General features: G+C 64.2%; 22 protein-coding genes and 1 pseudogene. 5 read left to right on the top strand and 18 right to left on the bottom strand.

The genetic code is table 11. The features are described from left to right. Positions 1 to 111 precede the first annotated feature (111 nt). Positions 112 to 1,398, top strand: coding sequence for an MFS transporter (locus QZ613_RS12645; protein ID WP_291901041.1), 1,287 nt, complete (start codon positions 112 to 114; stop codon positions 1,396 to 1,398). A 21-nt stretch (positions 1,399 to 1,419) separates the two neighbouring features. On the opposite strand, the gene QZ613_RS12640 is transcribed toward QZ613_RS12645, so the two are convergent. After that, on the bottom strand, positions 1,420 to 2,925 hold the full coding sequence (locus QZ613_RS12640) for a YifB family Mg chelatase-like AAA ATPase (RefSeq protein ID WP_291982724.1): 1,506 nt from the start codon (positions 2,923 to 2,925) through the stop codon (positions 1,420 to 1,422). A gap of 76 nt (positions 2,926 to 3,001) precedes the next feature. Further along, complete coding sequence (locus QZ613_RS12635; RefSeq protein WP_043567160.1) at positions 3,002 to 3,256, bottom strand: accessory factor UbiK family protein; 255 nt, start codon at positions 3,254 to 3,256, stop codon at positions 3,002 to 3,004. Positions 3,257 to 3,668: 412 nt separating this feature from the next. Between QZ613_RS12635 and glnK the strand changes: the two genes are divergently transcribed. The 4 genes from glnK (at position 3,669) to QZ613_RS12615 (ending at position 6,709) form a co-directional block, all read left to right on the top strand. Continuing rightward, positions 3,669 to 4,007 carry a P-II family nitrogen regulator gene (glnK, locus tag QZ613_RS12630; protein WP_043567103.1) on the top strand — a complete coding sequence of 113 codons (339 nt, stop codon included), beginning with the start codon at positions 3,669 to 3,671 and terminating at the stop codon, positions 4,005 to 4,007. Positions 4,008 to 4,017: 10 nt separating this feature from the next. Beyond that, complete coding sequence (amt, locus tag QZ613_RS12625; RefSeq protein ID WP_291982722.1) at positions 4,018 to 5,514, top strand: ammonium transporter; 1,497 nt, start codon at positions 4,018 to 4,020, stop codon at positions 5,512 to 5,514. A 229-nt stretch (positions 5,515 to 5,743) separates the two neighbouring features. After that, positions 5,744 to 6,196 carry a bacteriohemerythrin gene (locus QZ613_RS12620; RefSeq protein ID WP_291982720.1) on the top strand — a complete coding sequence of 151 codons (453 nt, stop codon included), beginning with the start codon at positions 5,744 to 5,746 and terminating at the stop codon, positions 6,194 to 6,196. Between the two features lie 213 nt (positions 6,197 to 6,409). Then, positions 6,410 to 6,709 (top strand): hypothetical protein, encoded by a 300-nt coding sequence (locus QZ613_RS12615; protein ID WP_291863165.1) that lies wholly within the window; start codon positions 6,410 to 6,412, stop codon positions 6,707 to 6,709. Here the strand turns inward: QZ613_RS12615 and QZ613_RS12610 are convergent. From QZ613_RS12610 to QZ613_RS12535, 16 genes and pseudogenes are all read right to left on the bottom strand, one after another. Then, entirely contained in the window at positions 6,706 to 7,914 is a 1,209-nt protein-coding gene (locus tag QZ613_RS12610) for an O-succinylhomoserine sulfhydrylase (RefSeq protein WP_291863163.1), read from the bottom strand. The two genes, QZ613_RS12615 and QZ613_RS12610, sit on opposite strands and share 4 nt — an antisense overlap. 11 nt (positions 7,915 to 7,925) lie before the next feature. Beyond that, on the bottom strand, positions 7,926 to 9,449 hold the full coding sequence (gene purF, locus QZ613_RS12605) for an amidophosphoribosyltransferase (RefSeq protein ID WP_043567105.1): 1,524 nt from the start codon (positions 9,447 to 9,449) through the stop codon (positions 7,926 to 7,928). Between the two features lie 10 nt (positions 9,450 to 9,459). Further along, on the bottom strand, positions 9,460 to 9,948 hold the full coding sequence (locus QZ613_RS12600; RefSeq protein ID WP_043567106.1) for a CvpA family protein: 489 nt from the start codon (positions 9,946 to 9,948) through the stop codon (positions 9,460 to 9,462). Then, the gene (locus QZ613_RS12595) at positions 9,945 to 10,616 is read right to left on the bottom strand and encodes an SPOR domain-containing protein (protein WP_043567168.1); all 672 of its coding nucleotides are present in this window, start codon (positions 10,614 to 10,616) and stop codon (positions 9,945 to 9,947) included. Before QZ613_RS12595 ends, QZ613_RS12600 begins: the two co-directional genes overlap by 4 nt. A gap of 32 nt (positions 10,617 to 10,648) precedes the next feature. Further along, a complete protein-coding gene (gene folC / locus QZ613_RS12590) occupies positions 10,649 to 11,983 on the bottom strand; it encodes a bifunctional tetrahydrofolate synthase/dihydrofolate synthase (protein WP_291982718.1) in 1,335 nt (444 codons plus the stop codon). 10 nt (positions 11,984 to 11,993) lie between these two features. Then, positions 11,994 to 12,866, bottom strand: a complete 873-nt coding sequence (gene accD, locus QZ613_RS12585; RefSeq protein ID WP_043567108.1) for an acetyl-CoA carboxylase, carboxyltransferase subunit beta — start codon at positions 12,864 to 12,866, stop codon at positions 11,994 to 11,996. Then, positions 12,863 to 13,687: a tryptophan synthase subunit alpha gene (gene trpA, locus QZ613_RS12580; protein WP_043567110.1), complete on the bottom strand. Its 825-nt coding sequence runs from the start codon at positions 13,685 to 13,687 to the stop codon at positions 12,863 to 12,865. The genes accD and trpA overlap by 4 nt, the downstream gene beginning before the upstream one ends. A 2-nt stretch (positions 13,688 to 13,689) precedes the next feature. Beyond that, complete coding sequence (trpB, locus tag QZ613_RS12575) at positions 13,690 to 14,895, bottom strand: tryptophan synthase subunit beta (RefSeq protein WP_291863157.1); 1,206 nt, start codon at positions 14,893 to 14,895, stop codon at positions 13,690 to 13,692. A gap of 159 nt (positions 14,896 to 15,054) precedes the next feature. Beyond that, the gene (locus QZ613_RS12570; protein ID WP_291863155.1) at positions 15,055 to 15,714 is read right to left on the bottom strand and encodes a phosphoribosylanthranilate isomerase; all 660 of its coding nucleotides are present in this window, start codon (positions 15,712 to 15,714) and stop codon (positions 15,055 to 15,057) included. A 20-nt stretch (positions 15,715 to 15,734) separates the two neighbouring features. Further along, positions 15,735 to 16,529 (bottom strand): tRNA pseudouridine(38-40) synthase TruA, encoded by a 795-nt coding sequence (gene truA, locus QZ613_RS12565; RefSeq protein ID WP_043567112.1) that lies wholly within the window; start codon positions 16,527 to 16,529, stop codon positions 15,735 to 15,737. A gap of 3 nt (positions 16,530 to 16,532) precedes the next feature. Then, positions 16,533 to 17,129 carry a CbiQ family ECF transporter T component gene (locus QZ613_RS12560; RefSeq protein ID WP_291863153.1) on the bottom strand — a complete coding sequence of 199 codons (597 nt, stop codon included), beginning with the start codon at positions 17,127 to 17,129 and terminating at the stop codon, positions 16,533 to 16,535. Between the two features lie 74 nt (positions 17,130 to 17,203). Continuing rightward, positions 17,204 to 20,350: a FimV/HubP family polar landmark protein gene (locus QZ613_RS12555; protein ID WP_043567113.1), complete on the bottom strand. Its 3,147-nt coding sequence runs from the start codon at positions 20,348 to 20,350 to the stop codon at positions 17,204 to 17,206. 181 nt (positions 20,351 to 20,531) lie between these two features. Further along, a complete protein-coding gene (gene asd / locus QZ613_RS12550; protein WP_291863150.1) occupies positions 20,532 to 21,662 on the bottom strand; it encodes an aspartate-semialdehyde dehydrogenase in 1,131 nt (376 codons plus the stop codon). Positions 21,663 to 21,701: 39 nt separating this feature from the next. Continuing rightward, positions 21,702 to 22,784 (bottom strand): 3-isopropylmalate dehydrogenase, encoded by a 1,083-nt coding sequence (gene leuB / locus QZ613_RS12545; RefSeq protein ID WP_043567115.1) that lies wholly within the window; start codon positions 22,782 to 22,784, stop codon positions 21,702 to 21,704. A 10-nt stretch (positions 22,785 to 22,794) separates the two neighbouring features. Further along, positions 22,795 to 23,434, bottom strand: a pseudogene (gene leuD / locus QZ613_RS12540) (3-isopropylmalate dehydratase small subunit). 21 nt (positions 23,435 to 23,455) lie between these two features. Continuing rightward, positions 23,456 to 23,584, bottom strand: a complete 129-nt coding sequence (locus QZ613_RS12535; protein WP_291863146.1) for an entericidin A/B family lipoprotein — start codon at positions 23,582 to 23,584, stop codon at positions 23,456 to 23,458. Position 23,585 lies beyond the last annotated feature (1 nt).

Raw genomic sequence — 23,585 nt, 5'->3', positions numbered from 1 at the left:
GGCAGCGCAGCCGGCGAGCAAATGCGGACGCCGTGCAGAGCTCGGGAACCGGCGACGGCGTCTATCGGCAGAAGCCATAGAAGGCACTGCATGTCGTCGCGAGGATCGCCCTTGAACGCTGGCCAGCGCGGCTATCCGCCCGCCGCCGTCGCCTGGAGCGTATGGGGGCTGGGCGCCCTCCTCTATCTGGTCGGCTTCTACCAGCGTGTCGCCCCGGCGGTGATGACCGACCAGCTGATGATCGACTTCTCGATCGGAGCGACCGAACTCGGCAATCTCTCGGCCTTTTATTTCTACTCGTACGTGGCGATGCAGATCCCGACCGGGATCCTTGCCGACCGCTGGGGGCCCCGCCGTCTGCTGAGCGCGGGCGCGTTCGTCGCGGCAATCGGCAGCGCGCTCTTTGCCAGCGCTCCCGATCTGTGGTGGGCAAACGGCGGACGTCTGCTGATCGGGGCCTCGGTCGCCGTTGCCTTCGTCTCGATGCTCAAGCTGGCCAGCCATTGGTTCGCGGCGCAGCAATTCGCCCTCGCCTCCGGACTGGCGCTGGTCTTTGGCGTCGTCGGCGGAGTGATTGCCGGCGTCCCTCTGCGCATGCTCATCGAAGCCTGGGGCTGGCGCTCGGTGATGGGCGTCTCGGCGGCGCTGACCGCACTGCTGGCCATCGCCATCTGGCTGCGCGTGCGCGACGACCCGGCCGACTGGGCTTACGAAAGCCACGCGCAGGCGGCGCACGGCAGCGGGCAGCACGGTTCGATCCTGCGCGGGATGGCCGAAGTGCTCTCCTACCGCAACACCTGGATTCTGCTGATTACGCCGATTGGCATTGCCGGATCGGTCCTCACCTTCGCCGGTCTGTGGGGCGTACCCTTTCTGCGCCAGGTGCATGGCCTCGATACCCGCACCGCGGCGGCGATTACGTCGCTGCTGCTGATCGCCTGGGCGGTCGGAGGACCGCTCCTCGGCACCCTGTCCCAGCGCATGGGCCGCCGCCGACCGCTCTATGTGTGGACGACCGCGGCGGCACTCGCCGGCTGGCTGGTGATCATCTACGCGCCGCTACCGATGTGGTTGTTGATCGTCACCCTGCTGTTCACCGGGCTGGTCTCCGGCAACCTGATCATCGGCTTCGCTTTCGCCAAGGAATCGGTGCCGGCGCGCCTGACGGGAACCGCTTCGGGGATCTGCAACATGGGGCCGCTGCTCGGCGGCATGTTGCTGCAGCCGGCCGTTGGCTGGCTGCTCGACGACAACTGGCTGGGAGCGACGGAGGGTGGCGCCCGGATTTATGATGCCACCGCGTATCAGACCGGCTTCAGCCTGATGGCCGGCTGCCTGGTGGTTTCGCTGTGCCTGATCCCGTTTGCCAAGGAAACCTACGCCAGGCAGACGCCCTGATTTCGCCGCGGCGCAGGCACTTCAATCTCTTGTGATGCGGCGGTACTGCACGGCTTCGGCAACATGCTGCGCCGCGACGGTCGAACTGCCGCTCAGGTCGGCAATGCTGCGGGCGACCTTGAGCAGGCGATGGTAGGCACGGGCGGAGAGATCGAAGCGACTGATCGCGTGTTTCAGAAGGGCCGCAGCGGCCGCTTCGGGCGCGCACCAATGGTCGATTTCCCGGGTCTCCAAGCGCGCGTTGGCCTTGCCCTGACGCCTGATCTGTGTTTCGCGCGCCAGCACGACGCGGGAACGCACCACCGCCGACGCCTCGCCATCAGCCGGCTGTTGCAGCGCTTCGGCGGGCAAGGCGGGAACCTCGATCTGCAAGTCGATGCGGTCGAGCAGGGGACCCGAGAGCCGACTCCGATAGCGCCGCACCTGCTCCGGCGTGCACCGGCAGCGGCCAGCCGGGTCGCCGTGATAGCCACAGGGGCAGGGATTCATCGCGGCAACCAGCTGAAACTGGGCTGGAAACTCCGCCTGTCGCGCGGCGCGCGAGATGTGGATGCGGCCGCTATCGAGCGGCTCGCGCAGCGCCTCGAGCACGCGCCGGTCGAACTCGGGGATTTCGTCGAGAAAGAGTACGCCCTGATGCGCCAGTGATATCTCGCCGGGACGCGGCACACTGCCGCCGCCGACCAGTGCCGCCGACGAAGCGGTGTGATGTGGCGCCCGATAGGGATGGCGGCGGAAGAACTCGGGGCGAAACTGCCCGGCCAGGGACAATACGGCCGCCGACTCCAGCGCCGCTGACAGGGTCATCGGCGGCAGCAAGCCCGGCAGGCGGCTGGCGAGCATCGACTTGCCGGTACCCGGCGGGCCGGCGAGCAGGATCGAATGCCCGCCCGCTGCGGCAATTTCGAGCGCGCGCTTGGCCTGCGCCTGACCACGCACATCGGCGAGATCGGGATAATCGTCGCCGCTGTCGTCCTCGCGGCTGTCGTCTGCGCGCAGGCATTCGGCCAAGGCACCCTGTCCGGTCAGGTGACCACAAACCTCGAGCAGGGTATTGGCGGCAAGGACCCGCACCTGGCGGGCGAGCGCAGCCTCGCGCGCACTGCTCGCCGGCAGAACGAAGCTTCGTCCCCGGCTGCCGGCGGCAAGGACCATTGCCAGGGCGCCACGGATCGGCCGCAGCTCGCCCGAGAGCGACAGCTCGCCGGCGAATTCATGGTCAGCCAGCGCGGAGGCGGGAATCTGGCCTGTCGCCGCCAGGATGCCGAGCGCAATCGGCAAGTCGAAGCGGCCCGATTCCTTGGGCAGGTCAGCCGGCGCGAGATTGACCGTGATCCGTTTGCTGGGAAAGCTGAAGCCCGAGTTCTGCAGCGCCGCCCGCACCCGATCGCGCGCCTCTTTGACCTCGGTATCGGGCAGGCCAACCAGCGTCACGCTCGGCAAGCCCCCCGCGAGATGCACTTCGACGGCCACTTCCGGGGCCGAAAGACCGTCCAGTCCGCGGCTGTGAACGATGGCCAGTGACATGGTCGCCGATCGTCAATGCGCGCCAGGGGCAGGGCGACGAAATGCAGTCAATCCGGTGGACCTGCCGCGCCCCCGCTCAGGCCGACGGGTCCGGCGGGTTTTCAAGCCGCTCCAGGGACTCCAGGCGCAGCTCGAGCGCCTTCAGCTTCTCGCGGGTGCGCTGCAGGACCTGCGTCTGGATATCGAACTCCTCGCGGCTGACCAGATCGAGCTTGCTGAAGAAGCTGGCAAGTAGCGAACGGGCGTTTTTTTCGATATCGGCAGCGGGACTGGCGGCGATGATGCCTCCCAGCCGGGCGCCAAGTTCTTCGAGAATTCTGGGGTCGAGCATGGGAATCACCGGGACGCAGTTGGTTTCTGAGTGCGCCGAGTTTAGCACAGGCGCGTCGCGCAACCGCGAACGCACCATTACGGTGCATCTCCTTGCCGGCGCCGCTCTATCGCAGTGCAGCAACCAATTCAGGGTGCCGAAGAGATCCTTCATACCATTGATTAATCAACATAAAAAATCGTGGCACGGAAAATGCTTGTACCTGGGCAGCAGTTCGTTTATTCCGTTGTTCAGGGCTCAAGCATGAAAAATGGCGCGCTTTCAAGCTCGTTCCCGGCGGCGTACTGGCCAGCGGGTAAGGCACAGGCAGGTCCACCAGGGAAAGCGCCGCAATGCGGGTGAGCCGCACAGCTTCTAGACAACTTTTGTTTCGACCGGGGAGGCTCCGCCCTCCCCTGACATGGAGTGCAACATGAAACTGGTTACCGCCATCATCAAACCCTTCAAGCTTGACGAAGTGCGAGAAGCGCTGTCGGCGATCGGCGTGCAGGGCATTACGGTCACCGAAGTCAAAGGCTTCGGACGTCAAAAAGGCCACACCGAGCTCTATCGCGGCGCCGAGTACGTCGTCGATTTTCTGCCGAAAGTGAAAGTCGAAGCAGCGATCCGCGACGACCTCCTCGAGCAAACCATCGAGGCCATCGAGAAGTCGGCCAGCACCGGCAAGATCGGCGACGGCAAGATCTTCGTCTCGACCATTGAAGAAGTCATCCGCATCCGCACCGGTGAAACCGGTGAGGAAGCCCTGTGAGGAGCCTGCCATGATACGCATTTTCGCCATCCTCGCCCTGCTTGGAGCCGTCGGCATCGGCGCCCCGGCGTGGGCTGCCGAGACCCCGGCCGGGCTCACCGCGACGAGCGCTGCCATGACTCTGGCACAGGCTCCGTCAGCAACGGCAGAAGTCGCTGCCGCCACCGCCGCGGCCATTGCCGCCGCTGCGCCGGTGGCGACCCTCAGCAAGGCCGACAACGCATGGATCATGGTCTGCGCCGCGCTGGTCATCCTGATGTCGCTGCCCGGGCTGGCCCTCTTTTACGGTGGCCTGGTACGCACCAAGAACATGCTCTCGGTGCTGATGCAGGTGTTCGTGACCTTTGCGCTGATCAGCGTGCTCTGGGTGGTGTATGGCTACTCGCTGGCGTTCACGGAAGGAGGCAGCTTCTTCGGGGTGCTCGACAAGGTCTTCCTGAAAGGAATCACCGCCGATTCGCTTGGCGCCACCTTCTCCAAGGGCGTGTTCATCTCCGAGTTGACCTTCGTCATCTTCCAGGGTGCTTTCGCAGCGATCACTTGCTGCCTGATCGTCGGCGCCTTCGCCGAGCGCGCGAAGTTCGCAGCGATCCTAGTCTTCATGGTGATCTGGTTTACCCTCTCCTACGCACCGATGGCACACATGGTCTGGTACTGGGCAGGTCCCGATGCCTATGTCGATGCCGCTGCCGGCGAGGCGGCCGGGGCAACCGCCGGCTTCCTGTTCCAGAAAGGCGCGCTCGACTTCGCCGGCGGCACCGTGGTGCACATCAACGCGGCGGTTGCCGGCCTGGTCGGTGCATTCATGATCGGCAAGCGGATCGGCTACGGCCGCGAATCGATGGCCCCGCACAGCCTCACCTTCACCATGATCGGTGCCTCACTGCTGTGGTTCGGCTGGTTCGGCTTCAACGCCGGCTCGGCACTCGAAGCGAGCGGTGGATCGGCGCTGGCGATGGTCAACACCTGGTTGGCAACGGCCTGCGCGACAATGTCCTGGATGCTCGCCGAATGGATGATCAAGGGCAAGCCTTCGATGCTCGGTGCAGCTTCCGGAGCGGTCGCCGGGCTGGTGGCGATCACTCCGGCAGCCGGCTTCGTCGGTGTCATGGGCGCCATCGTCATCGGCCTGCTGGCCGGCGTGATCTGCCTGTGGGGTGTCAATGGTCTGAAGCATCTCCTCGGCGCCGACGATTCGCTCGACGTCTTTGGGGTCCATGGCGTCGGCGGCATTCTCGGCGCGATCCTGACGGGGGTCTTCGCAGCACCGTCACTGGGCGGCAGCGGCGTCTATGACTACGTCGCCAACGCTGTCGGCGAATACGACATGACCGCGCAAGTGATCAGCCAGCTGTGGGGCGTCGGCACGGTGATCGTCTGGTCCGGCGTCGTCTCAGTCGTGGCCTTCAAGCTTGTCGACCTGGTGATCGGCTTGCGGGTCCCGGAAGACGAAGAGCGCGAAGGCCTCGACATCACCTCACACGGCGAATCGGCCTACCACTACTGAGCCGATCGACCGTCAAGAACTCTCCCCTTCGGGCGCCCACGTGGCGCCCGTTTTTTTTGCGTGCGCAAGCTGCCCGTGGCGGGGAGGAAGACGCCTGCAGTTCGCATCCCCGGGATGGGGCAAGGGCAACCCCTCGATTCTTGGCGCAGAATCCCTTAATCTAGCCGGTCTTGCAACACATTCATCGACGACCCGGCTGCGCCCGGGATAACTTGAGCGGGGAAAAACGATGCCTTTTCTGAGCTGGCGAAACCAGTATCGCGTCGGGGTCGCCGACATCGACCAGGAGCATCGCTATCTTTTCGAGTTGATCAACGAATTCCACGACAGCCACCGCGGCGGCGCCGATGCGCAAGCTCTGGCGCAGATTCTCAACCGCCTGGTGCAATATGCCGAGGAGCATTTTCGCCACGAGGAGGAGAGCATGCGGGAAAGCGAGTATCCGCTACACGCCGAGCATTGCGCGCTGCACGAGGCGCTCTACATGACGCTCTTCCGTCTCTCGGAAGAACTCGCCGCGGGCTCGTTGCGGATCGACAGGGACACCCACCGCTTCCTCCGCAACTGGTTGGTCGAGCACATTCTCAAGCACGATCTGGCGTTTGGCGATTATTTCGCGCGTCGGGCAAAAGCGATGGCGAACGGAGAACAGGAAAGCTCCGGGGAAGCCGCCACGCAATGACCCGCCCGGGCACGGTCCCGCGGTGCGCGCCGGGCGCGGACCATCTGCCCGCCTTACCGCCAGCGCACGCCCCCTGCGCTCTTCCACTCCTTGAACAGGAGCGTCGTCTGTGCCACATTTGCGGTCCTGGGCGCGCCTTTTCGGCGCAATTCCTAAGCGCGAGCACGGCATCGAAACACCACCCAGCAAGCCCACCAGGCACATGGAGAAAGCATGAAATACGTGATTTGGGTATTCTGGCCAGCGTTCATCGCGGCCGGAATTGCCGAAACGATCTTCTTTACGATGATCGACCCCGAGCAGTTGTACCTCTTCGGACAACGCGTCGAATGGTCGGTCACCGCCACCTACTCGACAGGTTTTCTGCTCTTCTGGCTGGTCTGCATCGGATCAAGCCTGATGACCTATCTGATGATGCCCCGAGACGCCAAGGAGGCGCTGATGAAAGCAGCCGGTGACCGCGACGATCTCGCCCGGCCGAAACGCCGGGAGCCGCGCAGCGTCGGCCGCTAGATCGAAGACAAGCCGCCGTCGAGGTCGTTCTGCAGGTCAACGACGGCTTCGAGGCCGACGGCAATGCGCAGCAGATCCTCGCTGACGCCTGCCGCGGCCCGCTGTTCGGGCGTGATTCGCCCGTGCGTTGTCGTCGCCGGATGCGTCAACGTCGTTTTCGTATCGCCGAGATTGGCGGTAATCGACAACAAACGGCAGCTATCGACCACCTTCCAGGCTTCCTGACGCGCCCCCTTGACGGTGAACGAGACGATCGCCCCACCGCTTTTCTGCTGCCTGCACGCCAGGTCGAACTGCGGATGCGAAGCCAGGCCCGGATAGTAGACACGTTCCACCCGAGGATGCCGCTCCAGCCACTGCGCGAGTTGCAGTGCCTTCGCCGACTGCGCGTGCATGCGAATCTGCAGCGTCTCAAGGCCTTTCAGCAGTACCCAGGCGTTGAACGCGGAAAGCGTCGGGCCGGCGGTGCGCAGGAACCTGAACACCTCATCGGTCAGTCTCCTCGGCCCGGCGACGGCGCCGCCGAGCACCCGACCCTGACCATCGAGATATTTGGTCGCCGAATGCAGTACCAGATCGGCACCGAGATCGAGCGGCCGCTGCAGAATCGGCGTGCAGAAGCAGTTATCGACCACCACCAGGACACCCCGGGCGTGCGCAATGCTGACCAGCGCAGCGATGTCGGCAATTGCCGTCAGCGGATTCGACGGTGTTTCCAGGAACAGGAGCCTGGTTTCTGGCCGCAGCGCCGCCTGCCAAGCGGCATTGTCGGTCTGGGCGACAAAGCTGGTCTGGATTCCGAAGCGCGGCATGATGCTGCCAAGCATCTGCTGCGTCGCGCCAAACAGCCCCGTCGAGGCAACGATGTGGTCGCCGCTGCTGCATAGCGCCATCACCAGCGAGAGAACGGCCGACATCCCCGAGGCGGTGGCGACGCAGGCCTCGGCGCCTTCGAGCGCGGCCAGACGCTCCTGAAAGGTCGTCACTGTCGGATTGGTAAAGCGCGAGTAGACGTTGCCTTCTTCCTCACCCGAAAAGCGGGCGGCTGCCTGGGCCGCGCTGTCAAAGACAAAACTAGAGGTCAGATACAGCGCCTCGCTGTGCTCGTTGAACTGGCTACGTTCCTGACCCGCGCGCACGGCCAGCGTCTCCAGCGAGTAGCTGCGCGGGGTGTCCCCTGAGGCCATCGATTCGCTTGCTTCCATTGGCTCCATCTTCAATCCACGGACATCAGGTTCAACTGCAACTGGTTGGACGACCAGAGTTCTTCCCGCGCCGCACCGTAGCCTTCGCGGGCCAGTTCGATGGCATTCAGATACTCCGGGCTGACGTCGCCGGTGATGTAGGAGCCATCAAAACACGACGTGTCAAAGCAGCACAGCGACGGTTTCAATTCCCTGATCGACGCCTTCAGCGCGTCGAGATCCTGGTAGACCAGTGCGTCGGCGCCGATTTCACGGGCGATCTCTTCGCCGGTGCGGCCGGTGGCAATCAGCTCGCCGCGCGTCGGCATGTCGATTCCATAGACGTTCGGGTAGCGCACCGGCGGTGACGCCGACGCGAAATAAACTTTCAGCGCCCCCGCAGCACGCGCCATTTCGACGATCTCGCGGCTGGTCGTGCCACGCACGATTGAATCGTCAACCAGCAACACGCGCTTGCCCTTGAACTCCTGGGCAACCGTATTGAGTTTCTGGCGAACCGAGCGTTTGCGTGTCGCCTGGCCCGGCATGATGAAGGTGCGACCAATGTAGCGGTTCTTGACGAAACCCTCGCGATAGGGAACGTTGATGCGCTGCGCGAGCTGCATCGCCGAGGGGCGACTCGAATCGGGAATCGGGATGACCACGTCGATCTCCTCGACCGGAATATGCTTCACCAGCTTGTCGGCCAGATGCTCGCCCATGTGCAGTCGCGCTTCATACACCGAAACGCCGTCGATTACCGAGTCTGGACGCGCGAGGTAGACAAACTCGAAAATGCACGGGGCCAACGCCGAGTGGCGCGCGCACTGCCGTTGGTGCATGCGATGATCGAGGTCGATGAAGATCGCCTCGCCCGGATCGACGTCGCGCAGCACCTTGAATCCCAGGGTGTCGAGCGCCACCGACTCGGAAGCAAAAAGGTACTCGGTGCCTTCGGCCGTCTCGTTGATGCCCAAGACCAGCGGACGAATTCCGAAAGGGTCACGGAAAGCGAGCATGCCGTAACCGGCGATCATCGCCACCACGGCATAGGCGCCGCGGCAGCGACGATGAACCGCCGACACGGCACCAAAGATGATATCGAGATCGAGACGATAGCCCTTGGCGGTGGCCTGCAATTCGTGCGCCAGCGCGTTGAGCAGCACTTCCGAATCGGAGTGCGTATTGATGTGCCGCAGGTCCTGGCGGAACATCTCTTCCTTGAGCTCCTGGGTATTGGTCAGGTTGCCGTTGTGACCGAGGACGATCCCGAACGGCGAGTTCACATAGAAAGGTTGAGAGAGCGAGGAATCGAACGCCGATCCAGCCGTCGGGTAACGGCAATGCGCGATCCCCATGTTGCCCGGTAGAGCGCGCATGTTGCGCGTGCGAAAAACGTCGCGCACCAGCCCGGACCCCTTGTGCATGTGGAAGGCATCATCCTCGACAGTCGCAATGCCAGCCGCGTCCTGGCCGCGATGCTGGAGGACCATCAACCCATCATAAAGCAACTGGTTTACAGGTGACGTTGCGACAACTCCGAGGATCCCGCACATAGTGTTTTTCCTAGCCAAACCTGATTCGTTTAGTCACTTCTGATGGCAACCACGGCTTGCTCGCCAGTACTGCCGTTTCAAGCGGCGCCGAAAAGTACGCCTCGCTCCACCACTTCTCTTTGGGTAGCGACGTCATGCCGCCAACGGACACCAGAACCAGGACGATCAACAGGCCGCGAGCGGCGCCGAAGATGATTCCCAGCAGACGATCGGTCAAGGTCATTCCGAGCGCCTTGAGCAGGCTACGCACGGCCAGACGCAGCAGCGACATCACCACCAGTACGGCGACGAAGATGGTCACCCAGCCGGCGACCAGTCGCAGCGCCGGGTCAGCAATCGACGTAAACCCCTCGGCGACCATGGAGCCCCACCAGCGGGCGGCGAAAAATGCAAGCACCCACGCCACCAGGGCAATGATCTCGCCAACCACACCACGCCACATGCCGAGCACCAGGGAGACGCCAACGACAAACAACACTACGTAGTCGAAGACGGTCATGAGCGGCCGGCGACGACTCCGCCAACGCCAATCTTCTTCAGCTTGTCGAGGGCTTTCTCGGCCGCCTCGCGGTTGGGAAACGGACCGGCGCGCACGCGCGTTCGCTTGCCGGCTGGCGAATTGAGGATTTCGGTATAGGTGGCAACGCCGGCACGGTCGATCTTGGCGACCAGCTTCTTGACGTTGGCCGGGTCGGCGAAAGCGCCGACCAGGATGACGTACTGCCCGTCCGAGGAGACCGGCGGGGGCGGCGGAGGGGGCGGCGGCGGTTCGGGCTTCTTGACGATGGCCGGAGCGGGCGGCGGCACCGGTTTCTCGGCTTTTTTCGGCGGCGATTTCTCAACCGGCTTGGCCGCATGTTCCAGACGTTTTTCCTCCGCCTTCTCGGCGACCGCTGGCGCGTCGGCCGGCAGCGCAGCGACGTGCTCGTCGCTACCCGTCGCCACGGCCGCTGGCGGAGACGAGCGCGCCACCAGTTCGCCGGGGTCGAAGGGCTGTTGGTCCTGCCCCGGAATGCGGATCTGGATGTCCTGGACGGGCTGCTTCGGCTCTTCGTCCATGACCATTGGCAAGACCACCGCAGCCAGCCCGGCAATCGCCACCGCGCCAACGAGACGGCGACGCGCTTTCTTCTTGAGGTGTAATTGCGGGTCGGATGATTCAGTCATTTGCATCGTGGAATCCACTTGCGTCGCTTCGCTCAGCGACCGTTCTGCATGCTGCGCATGACGGCCGCGACCGTGTAGAACGATCCAAAGACGGCGATTCTATCATTTTCACCGGCCAGCTTGGCAGAACGCGCGAAGGCCTGTTCGGGTGACGACAGGCATTCGACCTCACCGCCCAAGCTGGCGGCAGTCACCACCTCCGCCAGGCTGGCAGCCGACGCACCACGTGGCCCGCCGAGATCAGCGAGCAGCCAGCGATCGATCCTGCCGGCCAACGGCGCCAGCGACCCGGCGATATCCTTGTCGGCAAGCATGCCGACAACGGCGAGGGTGCGCGCGAAGAAGCCCATTCCGGCCAGGTTGTCGACCAGTTCTCCGACCGCCTGCGGATTGTGGGCGACGTCGAGGACGATCGTCGGGCGGCCGGGCAGGACCTGAAAACGCCCGGGCAAGTCCAACTCGATCAGGCCTCGCCGCACGGCGTTCATGGAAACCGGCAGCCGCGTTTTGAGCCCCTCGACAGCGGCGAGCGCGGCGCAGGCATTGCGCAGTTGGCAGCGGCCACGCAAACCGGGATTGGCCAGGCCGCCCCGGCGCAGACCGCCCCGGCCCCAGAAGGTCCACTGTGCCGCGTCCCCGAAATGACCGAAGTCGCGGCCCAGCAGCTGTAAATCGGCGCCAACAGCGAGCGCCTGCGCAATCAGCGAAGCGGGTGGATCCGGATCGGCACAGAGCGCCGGCTTGCCAGCACGAAAAATGCCCGCCTTCTCGAAGCCGATGGATTCGCGTGTCGGACCCAGCCATTCGGTGTGATCCAGAGCAATGCTGGTAACCAGCGCGCAATCCGCATCGTAGGCATTGACCGCATCGAGCCGCCCGCCGAGGCCGACTTCGAGAATCAGGACCTCGACCGCCTGCGCAGCGAACACCTCCAGGGCGGCCAGCGTGCCGAACTCGAAGTAAGTGAGCGCGATGCCATGGCACGCCTTTCTCGCCTCCTCAACCTTGGCAAATGCTGCACAGAGCAGGGCATCGTCCACGGCTCGCCCATTGATTCGCACGCGCTCGTTGTAGTCGAGCAGATGCGGCGACGAATAGCAGCCGACGCGATAACCGGCAAAGGTATAGATCGCTTCGAGGTAGGCGCAAGTCGAGCCCTTGCCGTTGGTTCCGGCGACCGTAATCAGCGGACATGGCAACTGCTGGCGCAACGCCTCCTTGACCAGTTGGACACGTTCCAGCCCGAGCTCGATTCCTGCCTGCCCCTTGGGGTGAAGCCCTTCGAGATAGGCCAGCCAGTCGGTCACGGACGCCGGCGCGAAAGCCCCGGGAGATGCAGGCGACGCGCTGCCCGCGCGCCCGCTCACGGCGCCGTCCTCACTGCAGTGTGGGCCGCCTCAGCAACAGAGCCAGCAAGGCCGCTACCCGGTCCTTCATCTCGCGGCGGTCTACGATCATGTCGATGGCTCCCTTTTCAAGGAGGAATTCGGAGCGCTGAAAACCCTCCGGCAGGGTTTCGCGAACCGTCTGCTCGATTACCCGCGGTCCGGCAAAACCGATCAGCGCTCCCGGCTCGGCGATCACCACGTCGCCGATAAAGGCGAAGGACGCCGAGACGCCACCCATGGTCGGGTCGCTGAGAATCGAGATGAACGGCAGCTTGGCTTGCGCCAGCAGAGTCAGGACCGCCGTCACCTTGGCCATCTGCATGAGCGAGAAAAGCCCTTCCTGCATCCGTGCACCACCCGACGCGGCGACACAGATGAAGGGCACGCGCTGCTCGACAGCCGCCTGCACTCCACGCACGAAACGCTCACCGAGCACCGACCCCATCGAACCGCCCATGAAGTCGAACTCGAAAACGGCCAGCACTACCGGCAGCCCTTTCATGGTTCCCTGCATGACCACCAGCGCCTCGGTCTCGCCGGTGCTGCTGGCCGCCTCCTGCAGACGCTCCGGATAACGGCGGCTGTCCTTGAAGTTCAGCGAATCGACCGGCAGCACGTCGTCACCGAACTCGAGGCGCCCCTCGCGATCGAGCAGGATATCGATCCGCGCCCGCGCGTTGACGCGCATATGGTGAGCGCACTTCGGGCAGACGTGACAGTTGCTGGCCAGATCGGTGGCATAGAGCACAGCCTCACAGCTTGGGCATTTGCTCCACAGACCCTCGGGCAACGCCGACTTGCGCGCCGAAGCTGCGCCGCTTCTCTTGATCTTCGGGGGTAGCAGCTTGCTCAACCAGCTCATGGCATTCCTCGCGACGGATTCGTTGCCGCGTCAATCGCCTGGCGCATTTCGGCGACCAGGGCGCGGACTTTGCTGCAGGCCTCGTCGGGTGACGAGTGTTCGAGTTCTTCGATGATTCGGCTACCAACCACGACGGCATCGGCGTGCTCGGCCACTGCGGCAGCCGTCGCCGCGTCGCGGATGCCGAAACCGACGCCCACCGGCACCCCGGTACGCGCCCGAATCTCCGGGATACGGGCTGCAACGGCGGCGACGTCGAGCGCGGCGGAGCCGGTCACTCCCTTCAACGACACGTAGTAGATGTAGCCACTGGCCAGAGCACCGACCTGCGCCATGCGCGCCTCGCTGGAAGTCGGCGCCAACAGGAAGATCGGATCGAGCGCATGCCGGTGCAGGGTCTGCGCAAAGTCAATCGCCTCCTCCGGCGGGTAGTCGACCACCAGAACCCCGTCTACTCCCGCGTCGAAAGAGGCCGCGGCGAAGGCCTCGACGCCCATCGACTCGATCGGATTGGCGTAGCCCATCAGAACGATCGGCGTGTCGTTGTCGTCAGCACGGAAATTGGCCACCATCTCGAGCACTTTTCGTAAGCTGACACCCTTGGCCAGAGCTCGCTCGGAAGCCCGCTGGATGGTTGGCCCATCGGCCATGGGATCGGAGAACGGCACGCCAAGTTCGATGATGTCAGCGCCGGCGAGGACCAGAGAATGCAGCAAGGGAACGGTCAGCACGGGATCCGGATCGCCGGCGGTGATGAACGGGATCAGCGCCTTGCGCCCCTGCGCCTGCAGGCGCTCGAATACAGCCTCGATTTTCGACATGGTCAGAGTTTGATGCCCGATTTATCGGCAACGGTGTGCATATCCTTGTCACCGCGACCGGAGAGGTTGACCAGCAGGATCTTGTCTTTGGGCAGCGTCGGCGCCAGCTTGCTGGCGTAGGCCAGGGCATGGCTCGATTCGAGCGCCGGGATGATGCCTTCGAGACGGCACAGGTCGTGAAAGGCCTTTAGCGCATCGGCGTCGTCGATGCTGACGTATTCGGCGCGGCCGCTATCTTTGAGCCAGGCGTGCTCGGGGCCGACTCCAGGGTAATCGAGGCCGGCCGAAATCGAATGGGTTTCGGTGATCTGACCATTCTCGTCCTGCAGGAGATAGGTGCGGTTGCCGTGCAGGACGCCCGGACGACCGGCGGTCAGCGAAGCGGCATGATGTCCGGTCGCGATCCCCGCGCCGGCCGCTTCGACGCCGATCAGACGCACCCCGGGAACCGGGATATAGGGATGGAAGATACCCATCGCGTTCGAGCCACCGCCGACGCAGGCGATCACCACATCCGGTTGGCGACCGCACTGCTCGAGCATCTGCGCAATCGACTCGCGGCCGATGACCGACTGGAAGTCGCGCACCATCATCGGATAGGGATGCGGGCCGGCAACCGTGCCGATGATGTAGAAAGTGTCGGAAACCTGTGCCACCCAGTCACGCATCGCTTCGTTGAGCGCGTCCTTGAGCGTTCGTGAACCACTATTGACTGGTACCACCGTCGCGCCGAGCAGCTTCATGCGGTAGACATTGGCCATCTGCCGCTGGATGTCGTCGGCCCCCATATACACCACGCATTCCATGCCATAGCGAGCCGCCACGGTCGCCGTCGCAACGCCGTGCTGGCCGGCGCCGGTTTCGGCAATGACGCGCCCCTTGTGCATGCGCCGGGCGAGCAGCGCCTGGCCAATGCAGTTGTTGATCTTGTGCGCCCCGGTGTGGTTGAGGTCTTCGCGCTTCAGATGGATTTGCGCACCGCCAAGCAGTTCTGACCAGCGCCGGGCGTGGTAGATGGGACTCGGACGGCCGACATAGTGGCGCAGCTCGTGGTCGAATTCGGCGACGAACTGCGGATCGCGTTGCGCGCTGGCGTAGGCCTCCTTCAGCTCGTCGAGCGCACCGATCAGGGTTTCTGCGACAAAAACACCGCCGTACTGGCCAAAATGGCCCGCAGCGTCGGGCAAATCATAAACATCAACGGCCATCAACAATCTCCTTGCGGCGGTTTGCGACAAAAACATCTGCAGCGTCTCGAACGTCCGGCCCGCCGCTGCACCGCCACAGGCATTCCCGGCCGGATGGCGTTCAGTGGCTGCGCTCGCGCCCGGCGCCAATCCGGCAGGTCCAGCGCAGCTGCGCTTGCGCTATCCGTCGCTGCTTTCCGATCCTGCCGCCCGCAGCGCGGCGACAAAGGCGCGGATCTTTTCGACATCCTTGATTCCCTTGCCTGCCTCGACGCCCGACGAGACATCAACTGCTGCCGGGCGCACACGGCGCACCGCTTCGCCGACATTGTCGGCATCCAGGCCACCGGAGAGGATCAGTGGCTTGCCCAGCGATTGGGGCACCAACGCCCAGTCGAAAATCTTGCCACCACCACCGTAGCCTTCGACAAAGGCGTCGAGAAGGATGGCTTGCGCCGAAGGGAAGCGAGCCGCGTATTGTACCAAATCCAGTCCGGGCCTGACGCGCGCCGCCTTGATGTACGGCCGATCGAACTGCCGGCAATACCCCTCGTCCTCGTCGCCGTGAAACTGCAACAGGTGGATCGGCAGCGCGGCCAGCGTTGCGCGTACCAGCGCCGGATCGGCATTGACGAAGAGTCCGACGATGGTGACGAATGGCGGCACGGCGTTGGCCAGCGCAGCCGCTGCCCGCAGGTCGACGTAGCGCGGACTTGGCGGAAAGAAAACCAGGCCCAGCGCGTCGGCACCCTCGCGCACGGCGCACAGCAGATCCTCGCGGCGAGTCAGCCCGCAAATCTTGAGGCGCGGAATCCTGGCCATGGCGGTCGCCCTGCTCATCTCCCTGCTCATCTCCCTGCTCATCTCCCTGGCCCGACGGGAAGCAGCTGGGCCTCTTCGCCGAACGGCAGGCCCCAGTGCGGCGGGTACTTGACTGCGGCGAGATAGAGCCCGGCGGCAGCGAAGGTTGGCGCCGCCAGGCGGCGATCGCCGGCCGCCAGCAGTTCGCCAATCCACCCCGGTGGATGCTTGCCCTGACCGACGTGAACCAGACTTCCGACCAGGTTGCGCACCATGTGGTGAAGAAAGGCCGAGGCCTCGAAATCAAACACAAGGAGCTCGCCGACACGCGTGACCTCGGCCTTGTGCATGAGCTTGACGGGTGAGTGTGCCTGGCATTGCGCCGCCCGAAAAGCCGAGAAATCGTGCTCGCCGAGCAACAGCGCAGCGCCAGCCTGCAGCGCGCCCAGATCAAGCGGATGGTGGTACCAGCCAACGCGGCCGGGCCATAGCCCGGTGCGGTGCGCCCGGTTGAGGAGCAGATAGCGATAGTGTCGGGCATAGGCCGAGGCGCGCGCGTGGAAATCGTCGGCAACCGGCTGCGCCCAGCGCACGGCGACCGCTGGCGGCAGGAAGGTGTTGATTCCTCGCACCCAGGAGAACATCGGCCGCTCAAGGGGTGTGTCGAAATGCACCACCTGGCCCAAGGCATGCACGCCGGCGTCGGTACGCCCGGCACAGATCACCCGCACCGCCGTGCCAGCGAACTGCTGCAAGGCTTCCTGGAAGGCGTCCTGGACCGTACCGCCACCAGGCTGCTTCTGCCAGCCGCGATAAGCACTCCCGTCGTATTCGACGGCCAGGGCGATGCGCACGCGCTAAGCCTGGCGGAGAAGAAAGGCGCCGACGACACCGGCGACAAGCAGAATCAGCGCCGGGTCGGACCACGAAAAGGGCCGGTCAGCGAGTTCAAAGACCTCACCCTCTCCCCCCGTGTTCGGCGCCTTGAGCAGGATCCGCCAGTCGCGCGGACGCGGCAAGGTCTCGATGTGGCGCATCACCAAGAGGAGGCGCACGACGCTGCGGTCGGGGTCGACGCCACAGCGCCGCAGCGGCTGCAGCAGGCGATGAGTGGCGACCAGCAGTTCGGGCACAGGCATCCATTCCACAAGTACCGCCACCGCACTCAAGGCGAGCAGCAAGCGCCCGCCATGCGTCGCGGCGGCGAGCAAGCCCTCGCGAGTGGGGGCGAGAGCACCGCCCCAGGCAGGTTCGCCCGCCGCCCCCCAGGCGACGATGACGAACAGCGACAGGAACAGCCAGCGCGTCCGCCAGGCGAGGCGCAGCGCACGGCGAAGTGCTGCCGGGCCAAGAAACGGTAGGACAAGAAGAGCGGCGAGCAGTTGTTCGCCATCCAGGCACTGGCTCGCCAGCAGCAGCAACAGCCAGACGACCAGGCGGGTTGTGGGATGCACGGCGGACCAGCTTTCGTGTGGAGGGATCGACATACCGCCAAGACCGGAATTCTCGTTCCGATGGCGGTCGACGTCTACTCGCGCAACTCGCCGAGGATGGCCAGCGCCGCTTCACGCTGCGCTGCGTCGCCATCCTTGATGACCTCTTGCAGGAGCTCGCGTGCGCCTTCGAGATCACCCATTTCCTGGTAGGCCTTGGCGAGGTCGATCTTGGTAGCCACCTCTTCGCTGGAGCTGATGTCGGCGTCGCTCGCCAAATCCATATCGGATGAAAACGCGAAATCGGCCGTGCTGTCGGCCTGCGTCGTCGAGAAATCCGGGTTGACCAGCGTGTCTTCCTGGTCGGCTTCGAAAACAGAGCCCGCGGAGCCAGCAGACTCGGCGGCTTCGGGCACGGCGGCGCCAGAGCGGCCGTCGCGATCGCTGTCTTCCAGGTCCAGGTTGATCGACGACATGTCGAACGACGGATGCTGCATTCCCTCGCCAAGGACGGTCGACTCGGTCAGCGTGACGTCAAACTCCAGCGCGTCAGCGTCAGCGTCCGCCACCGCATTGTCGGGCACCTCGGCGGGCTCAAGCGGCGGCACCTCCTGCGTCTCGGCGGTTCGGTCGACCGGTTCTTCGACGCCCAGATCGAACTCGAAGTCGAGACCCGCGCCGGGCTGCGAAGATGTCTCGCGCGCATCGGCCCCGATCAGCATCGTCTCCTCGGGCATTCCGAATTCCTCCACCGGGATTGGCGGAGAATCGGGTTCGGCATCGTCAAATTCGCTCTCGGACGACGCCGAGGCTCTTGGCAAGGATGTCGCAAAATCAAAATCAAGGGCAGCCCCCGGCGCGGGACTCGGGAACGAGAGCGTCGTCTCGAGAAAATCGTCGTCAGCGACGACTGGCGAATCTGGCGTCGCGTCGCCGGCCCCGAGATCGAAATCGAGGTCCGCCAGATCGCTCGCTGCGCTCGCCCCGGAGGCCGTCGGCGCAGCAGAAGCCGCAGACTGAACAGGCGATTTCGCCGGCTCGGGCTCGGCGGGCCTGACCAAGGTATCTTCGTGCTCTGCCTCCGAAGCGGCTGCCGCTGGCCGGTCGTGTTTAACGATCAGCGTGTCTTCATACGACGGATCGACGGCCATCGTGTCGTGGCCGGGTCGCTCAATGGCGATGGTTTTCTCACTGGGGTCGACGCCACCGTCATCCACTGCTGCAGACTCGGACGCAGCCGGTGGCTGCTCGGCTTGCCCAGCCGAGCCGAACAGGGCGTTCTTGGGATCAAGCTGGAGGCCCATGGCGGCCGCTTTTTCCCAATCGCTGCCAAAACCGCCGGTGGCGTTGAACAGCTCCGTCGCCAGCGCATCGAACGGCTTGATATCCTTGCGGCTAAAGTAGATCTCGAGCAGCTTCAAGTGAATCGCATGCCGCTCGGGATCCTTCTGGCGAGCCTCCAGGAGGATCTCTTCGGCCTGCGCGTCCCGCCCATACGCCATATAGACGTCGGCCTCGGCAACCGGATCGACCTCGTCGGTGTCGATGCTGCCGGGACCGGCCTGGCTGAAATCGGTCTGTGCCATCGAGTGCGAGGTATCGACGCTCTGCCCGCCCGTACTGCGAAATACCGAGTTGGCCACCAGGCTGTTGTCGCCCTGCGGTGCAAGCGTGCTGAGCTGCGAATCGAGAGGACCCTCGCCCCCGCCCTGGCGACGCCGTCTGGCCAGCCAGTACGCGGCGAGCAGCGCGAGAATGCCACCGCCTGCGGCCATGAACGACGTACTCGTCAGCAAGTCGTCGAGGAAACTCGGCTCTTCGGGCGGCGGCAATACGATCTTTGGTTTCGGCGCCGCCGCCGGTTTTGGCGGTTCGACCGGCTTGGGCTCTTCCGCCTTGACTTCGGCCTTGGGCTCCTCGGGCTTTTGCTCCGCCTGGGCGAGCACTTCGCTCGGCCGGCTCTCGGCAGGCTGCGCCGGCGGCCTGTCCATCGACATCGCAGGTGCCGCTGCACTGGCAACGGGCGCCGCCGGGCTGGCGGCTGGCGCAACGATCGCGGCGGCCGGTGGCATCGGTGCGGGCTGGCCCGCCGCCTGCTTCTCCAGCTCAGCCAGGCTCTGACTCTTCAACTCGACCAGCCGTTGCAACTCGGCCACGTTCCTCTCGAGAGCCGCCAAACGCTCGTTGGCTTCCTTGAGCGCCTGCTCCTTGGCGATCAGATCCTCGTCGCTGCGCTTGCCGGTCGCCACCGGCTTGCCGCCGGGAAGCTCGCTCTTCGAGACCTTCAGTTGATCCTTGGGCTCTGCAAGAGGCGCCGCCGAATCCTGGACTTTGGTCGTGATCTTGCCTGACGCTTGCTGCCGCGCCTCCTCTTCGGCGGCCGGAGAATCAGCCGCCGTCGAGGCGAGTTTGCGACGGTAGGAACTCCAGTCCGACGACTGCGCAATCACCACCCGTCTGGCTTCGTCCTGCGAAATCGTGCTCAGACTGCCTTTATCCGGTATCGACAGAATCTTGCCGGCGCGCAGGCGATTCATGTTGCCGCGGTCGAACGCGTCCTCGTTGGCACGGAACAGGCCAACCAGCATCTGGTCGAGAGACACTCCCTCCGGCCGGGTTTCACGAGCGATCTTGCTCAGCGTTTCGCCGCGTTCGACCCGGCGCGTTCCGCCGCCAGCTGCTGACGGCTGCTCCGGAGGTGATGGGGCACGCGCCTGCACCATGGGCCGCGCCGGAGCAGCGCGCGCGGCTCCGGTCTCAGGCCCGCGCGCTTCACTCGCCGGCCTGGCCGGCGTCACTGGCCGGGCACCCAGAGCCGGGCCAGTGGAGGCACCTGCTCGGGCGGCAAACTCGGGAGGATCGAGCAGAAACGTGTAATCGCGAATCAAGCGCCCGGTTGGCCAATTGAGCTCTAGGAGCAGGTCGACGAACGGGTCGTTGATGGGCCGAGAGGAAGTCAGTTTGATGATCGAACGGCCGCTGGGATTCTTGGTGATCGCGAAACTGATCCCCAGCAGCGTCGAGGAGTAGTCGACGCCGGCCCGCTTGAACTCATCGGGAGCCGCCAGCTTGGCCTGCATTTCCGCAATCTCTTCGCGCGTCGCGAAGACCTCCACCTCGGCGCGCAAAGGCTGGCCGAGCGCCGAGAAGACGGTGATCTGGCCCAGCCCCGCGGCCTCGCTGGCCACAGGCACGGAGGCCAGCACCAGTGATGACGCCACCGCCCATACCGAGGTCCGCAATCTGAAATCCTTTGCTGTCTGACGTATTTTTCTGGCCACGGCGCCACCCTGAGCGTCGAAATCGGAATTATTAAAATAACATCATGGGGTTAGCCATGCAAGCTAAACTTGCTTCTGAATCACGGCCCGGACAAAGCCCCAAACCCGGCCTGTCACAAGTACTTTGTTTATTCAATTTCAATCAGTTATCGATCAGAACACGAAGCATGCGACGAAGCGGTTCAGCCGCCCCCCAGAGCAACTGGTCGCCGACCGTAAACGCACCAAGGTACTCCCCGCCCATCGCCAGCTTGTGCAGCCGCCCGACCGGGACCGACAAGCTGCCGGTCACCGCCGCCGGGGTCAACTCGCGCTCGCTGATTTCGCGTTCGTTGGCAACGACTTTCACCCACTCATTCCCCTGCGCGATGATCGCGTTGACTTCGTCGAGCGGGACATCGCGCTTGAGCTTGATGGTCAGTCCCTGCGAATGGCAACGCATGGCGCCGACACGTACGCAGAGCCCGTCAACCGGAATACTGCCCGGCGAACGAAACGGCGGGCGGCCGAGGATCTTGTTGCACTCGGCGCCGCCCTTCCATTCTTCCTTCGACTGCCCGTGTTCGACCGACGCATCGATCCACGGGATCACGCTACCGGCGAGCGCCGTGTGCCGGAAGTTGCTGGTCGGAAAATCCGCCGAGCGCATGGTTTCAGCAACCTTGCGATCGATGTCCAGAATCGCCGAAGCCGGATCGGCCAACTCGGACTTCACCGCATCGTGCAGCACGCCCATCTGCAGCAGAAGCTCGCGCATGTTCTGTGCGCCGGCCCCCGATGCCGCCTGGTAGGTCATCGCGCTGACCCACTCGACGAGGTCCTGCCGGAACAGTCCGCCGAGCCCCATCAGCATCAGCGAAACCGTGCAGTTGCCGCCGATCCAGTTTCGGCCACCGTTGGCCAGGGCAGCGTCGATAACCTCGCGGTTCACCGGATCGAGGATGATCACCGCATCGTCCTTCATGCGCAGCGTCGACGCGGCGTCGATCCAGTGACCATTCCAGCCAGCGGCGCGCAGGCGGGGGAAGACCTCCTTCGTGTAGTCACCGCCCTGGCAGGTGACGACAATGTCCATCTGCTTGAGGGAGTCGATCGACATCGCATCGTGCAGGCTGCCCGCTTCCCTGCCCGCGAGCAGCGGCGCCTTGCCGCCGACGGCGGAAGTCGAGAAGTAGAGCGGCTCGATGTGCTCGAAGTCGCCCTCTTCCACCATTCTTTGCATCAGCACCGAACCGACCATGCCGCGCCAACCGACCAGACCTACCTTGTTCATTTGTTCACCTCTGCCAGAAATCCCGTTGAATCGCTTCACTCAATTCACGCACTCGACTTGCAGCGCGGCGAGTACCGCGTCGCCCATCTCGCGGGTACCGACCTGCCGCATTCCGGGCTCATGGATGTCAGCCGTCCGGTAGCCCTGGCCCAGCACCTTCTTGACCGCGTTCTCGATACGCTGGGCAGCGTCATGACGCGCAAAAGTGTAACGCAACATCATCGCCGCCGAGAGGATCGTAGCCAGCGGATTGGCGATCCCCTGACCAGCAATATCCGGCGCCGATCCGTGACAGGGTTCGTACATGCCCTTGTTGTTGGCGTCCAGTGACGCCGAAGGCAACATGCCGATCGAACCGGTGAGCATTGCCGCCTCGTCGGAGAGAATGTCACCGAACATGTTGCCGGTGACGATGACGTCGAACTGCTTCGGATTGCGTACCAGCTGCATCGCCGCGTTGTCGACCAGCATGTGGCTGAGCACGACATCGGGATAGTCTGCCGCGGTCTCGATGGCCACGTCGCGCCACAGTTGCGTCGTTTCCAGGACGTTCATCTTGTCCACCGAGCACAGCCTGCCACTGCGCTTGCGCGCCGCCTCGAAAGCGACGCGCAGGATGCGGCGAATCTCGCTCTCGCTGTAGTGCATGGTGTTGAATCCAAAGCGTTCCTGACGGCCATCGACGTCGCGCGTCTCGATACCGCGCGGTTGACCGAAATAGATGTCGCCGGTCAGCTCGCGAACGATCAGGATGTCGAGACCGGCGACGACTTCGCTTTTCAGCGTCGAGGCGTTGGCCAGTTCCGGATAGAGGATCGCCGGGCGCAGGTTGGCGAACAGGCCGAGTTGCTGGCGGATGGCGAGCAGACCGCGCTCCGGGCGCAGCGCGCGCGGCAGCGCGTCCCATTGCGGGCCACCGACGGCACCGAGGAGCACCGCGTCGGCCGCCTGCGCCAGGCGCTGGGTGGCTTCCGGGTACGGATCACCGGTGGCATCGACGGCGCCACCGCCGAGCAGCGCTTCTTCCATCGTGCAGTCGAGGTCGAGCGCGCGCAGGACGCGCACCGCCTCAGCCATGATCTCCGGGCCAATCCCGTCTCCCGGGAGAAGACAAATCTTCATTTACACTTCCTCAGGCGAACAGCCAGGGCTGTTCGCTACGACGGCGCTCTTCAAAGGCCTTGATCAGCTCGGCGTGGCGCAAGGTCAATCCGATGTCGTCCCAGCCATTGAGCAGGCACTCCTTGCGGAAGGCATCGACGGCAAACGGCAAGACCTTGCCATCGGGGCACACCACCTGTTGCTGTTCGAGGTCGACGAGCAATCGACAAGCCGGCGCCGAGTCAACCAGCGCAAACAGGGCGTCGACGTCGCTTGCCGGCAGCACGATTGGCAGAATGCCGTTCTTGAAGCAGTTGTTGAAAAAGATGTCGGCGAAACTCTCGGCGATCACCGCCCGGAAGCCAAAGTCAAGCAGGGCCCAGGGCGCAGTGCTCACGCGAACTTCCACAGCCGAAGTTCTTGCGCGTCAGCAGAATCTGCGCGCCCTGATAACGTGCTTGATTGAGGACGAAATCGGGCTTCAGCGGCCGCTGCGAATTGTCCTTGCCAGGCTCACCCACGTCCAGGTAGCGCCATTCGTCGAACAGGTTCGGACCGAAGCCCGAACGCTTGATCGACTTCAGGAACTGCTTGGGAATGATCGCGTCGGTGTCGACGTTGGCGCGGTCGAGTGGCGCCACCAAGCCTTCAAGACGAACGAACTTGTCCATTCTCTTCCTTGTCTGGCGCCCCTATTTGGCCGCCTTTTCAATCGCCTGCCCGCCCTTGGAGATATCCTTGCCAACGCCTTGCACGGTGTTGCAGGCAGTCAGCGAAAGCGCCACGGCAAGCGCGCCAAACAGCAATCTCAAGCGTTTCATC

Origin of the sequence: Candidatus Accumulibacter sp. ACC005 (genome assembly GCF_907163215.1) — a bacterium.
Classification (GTDB): Bacteria; Pseudomonadota; Gammaproteobacteria; order Burkholderiales; family Rhodocyclaceae; genus Accumulibacter; species Accumulibacter regalis.
The sequence above is the reverse complement of the archived record's forward strand: the minus strand, read 5'-3'. Positions and strand labels throughout refer to the sequence as shown.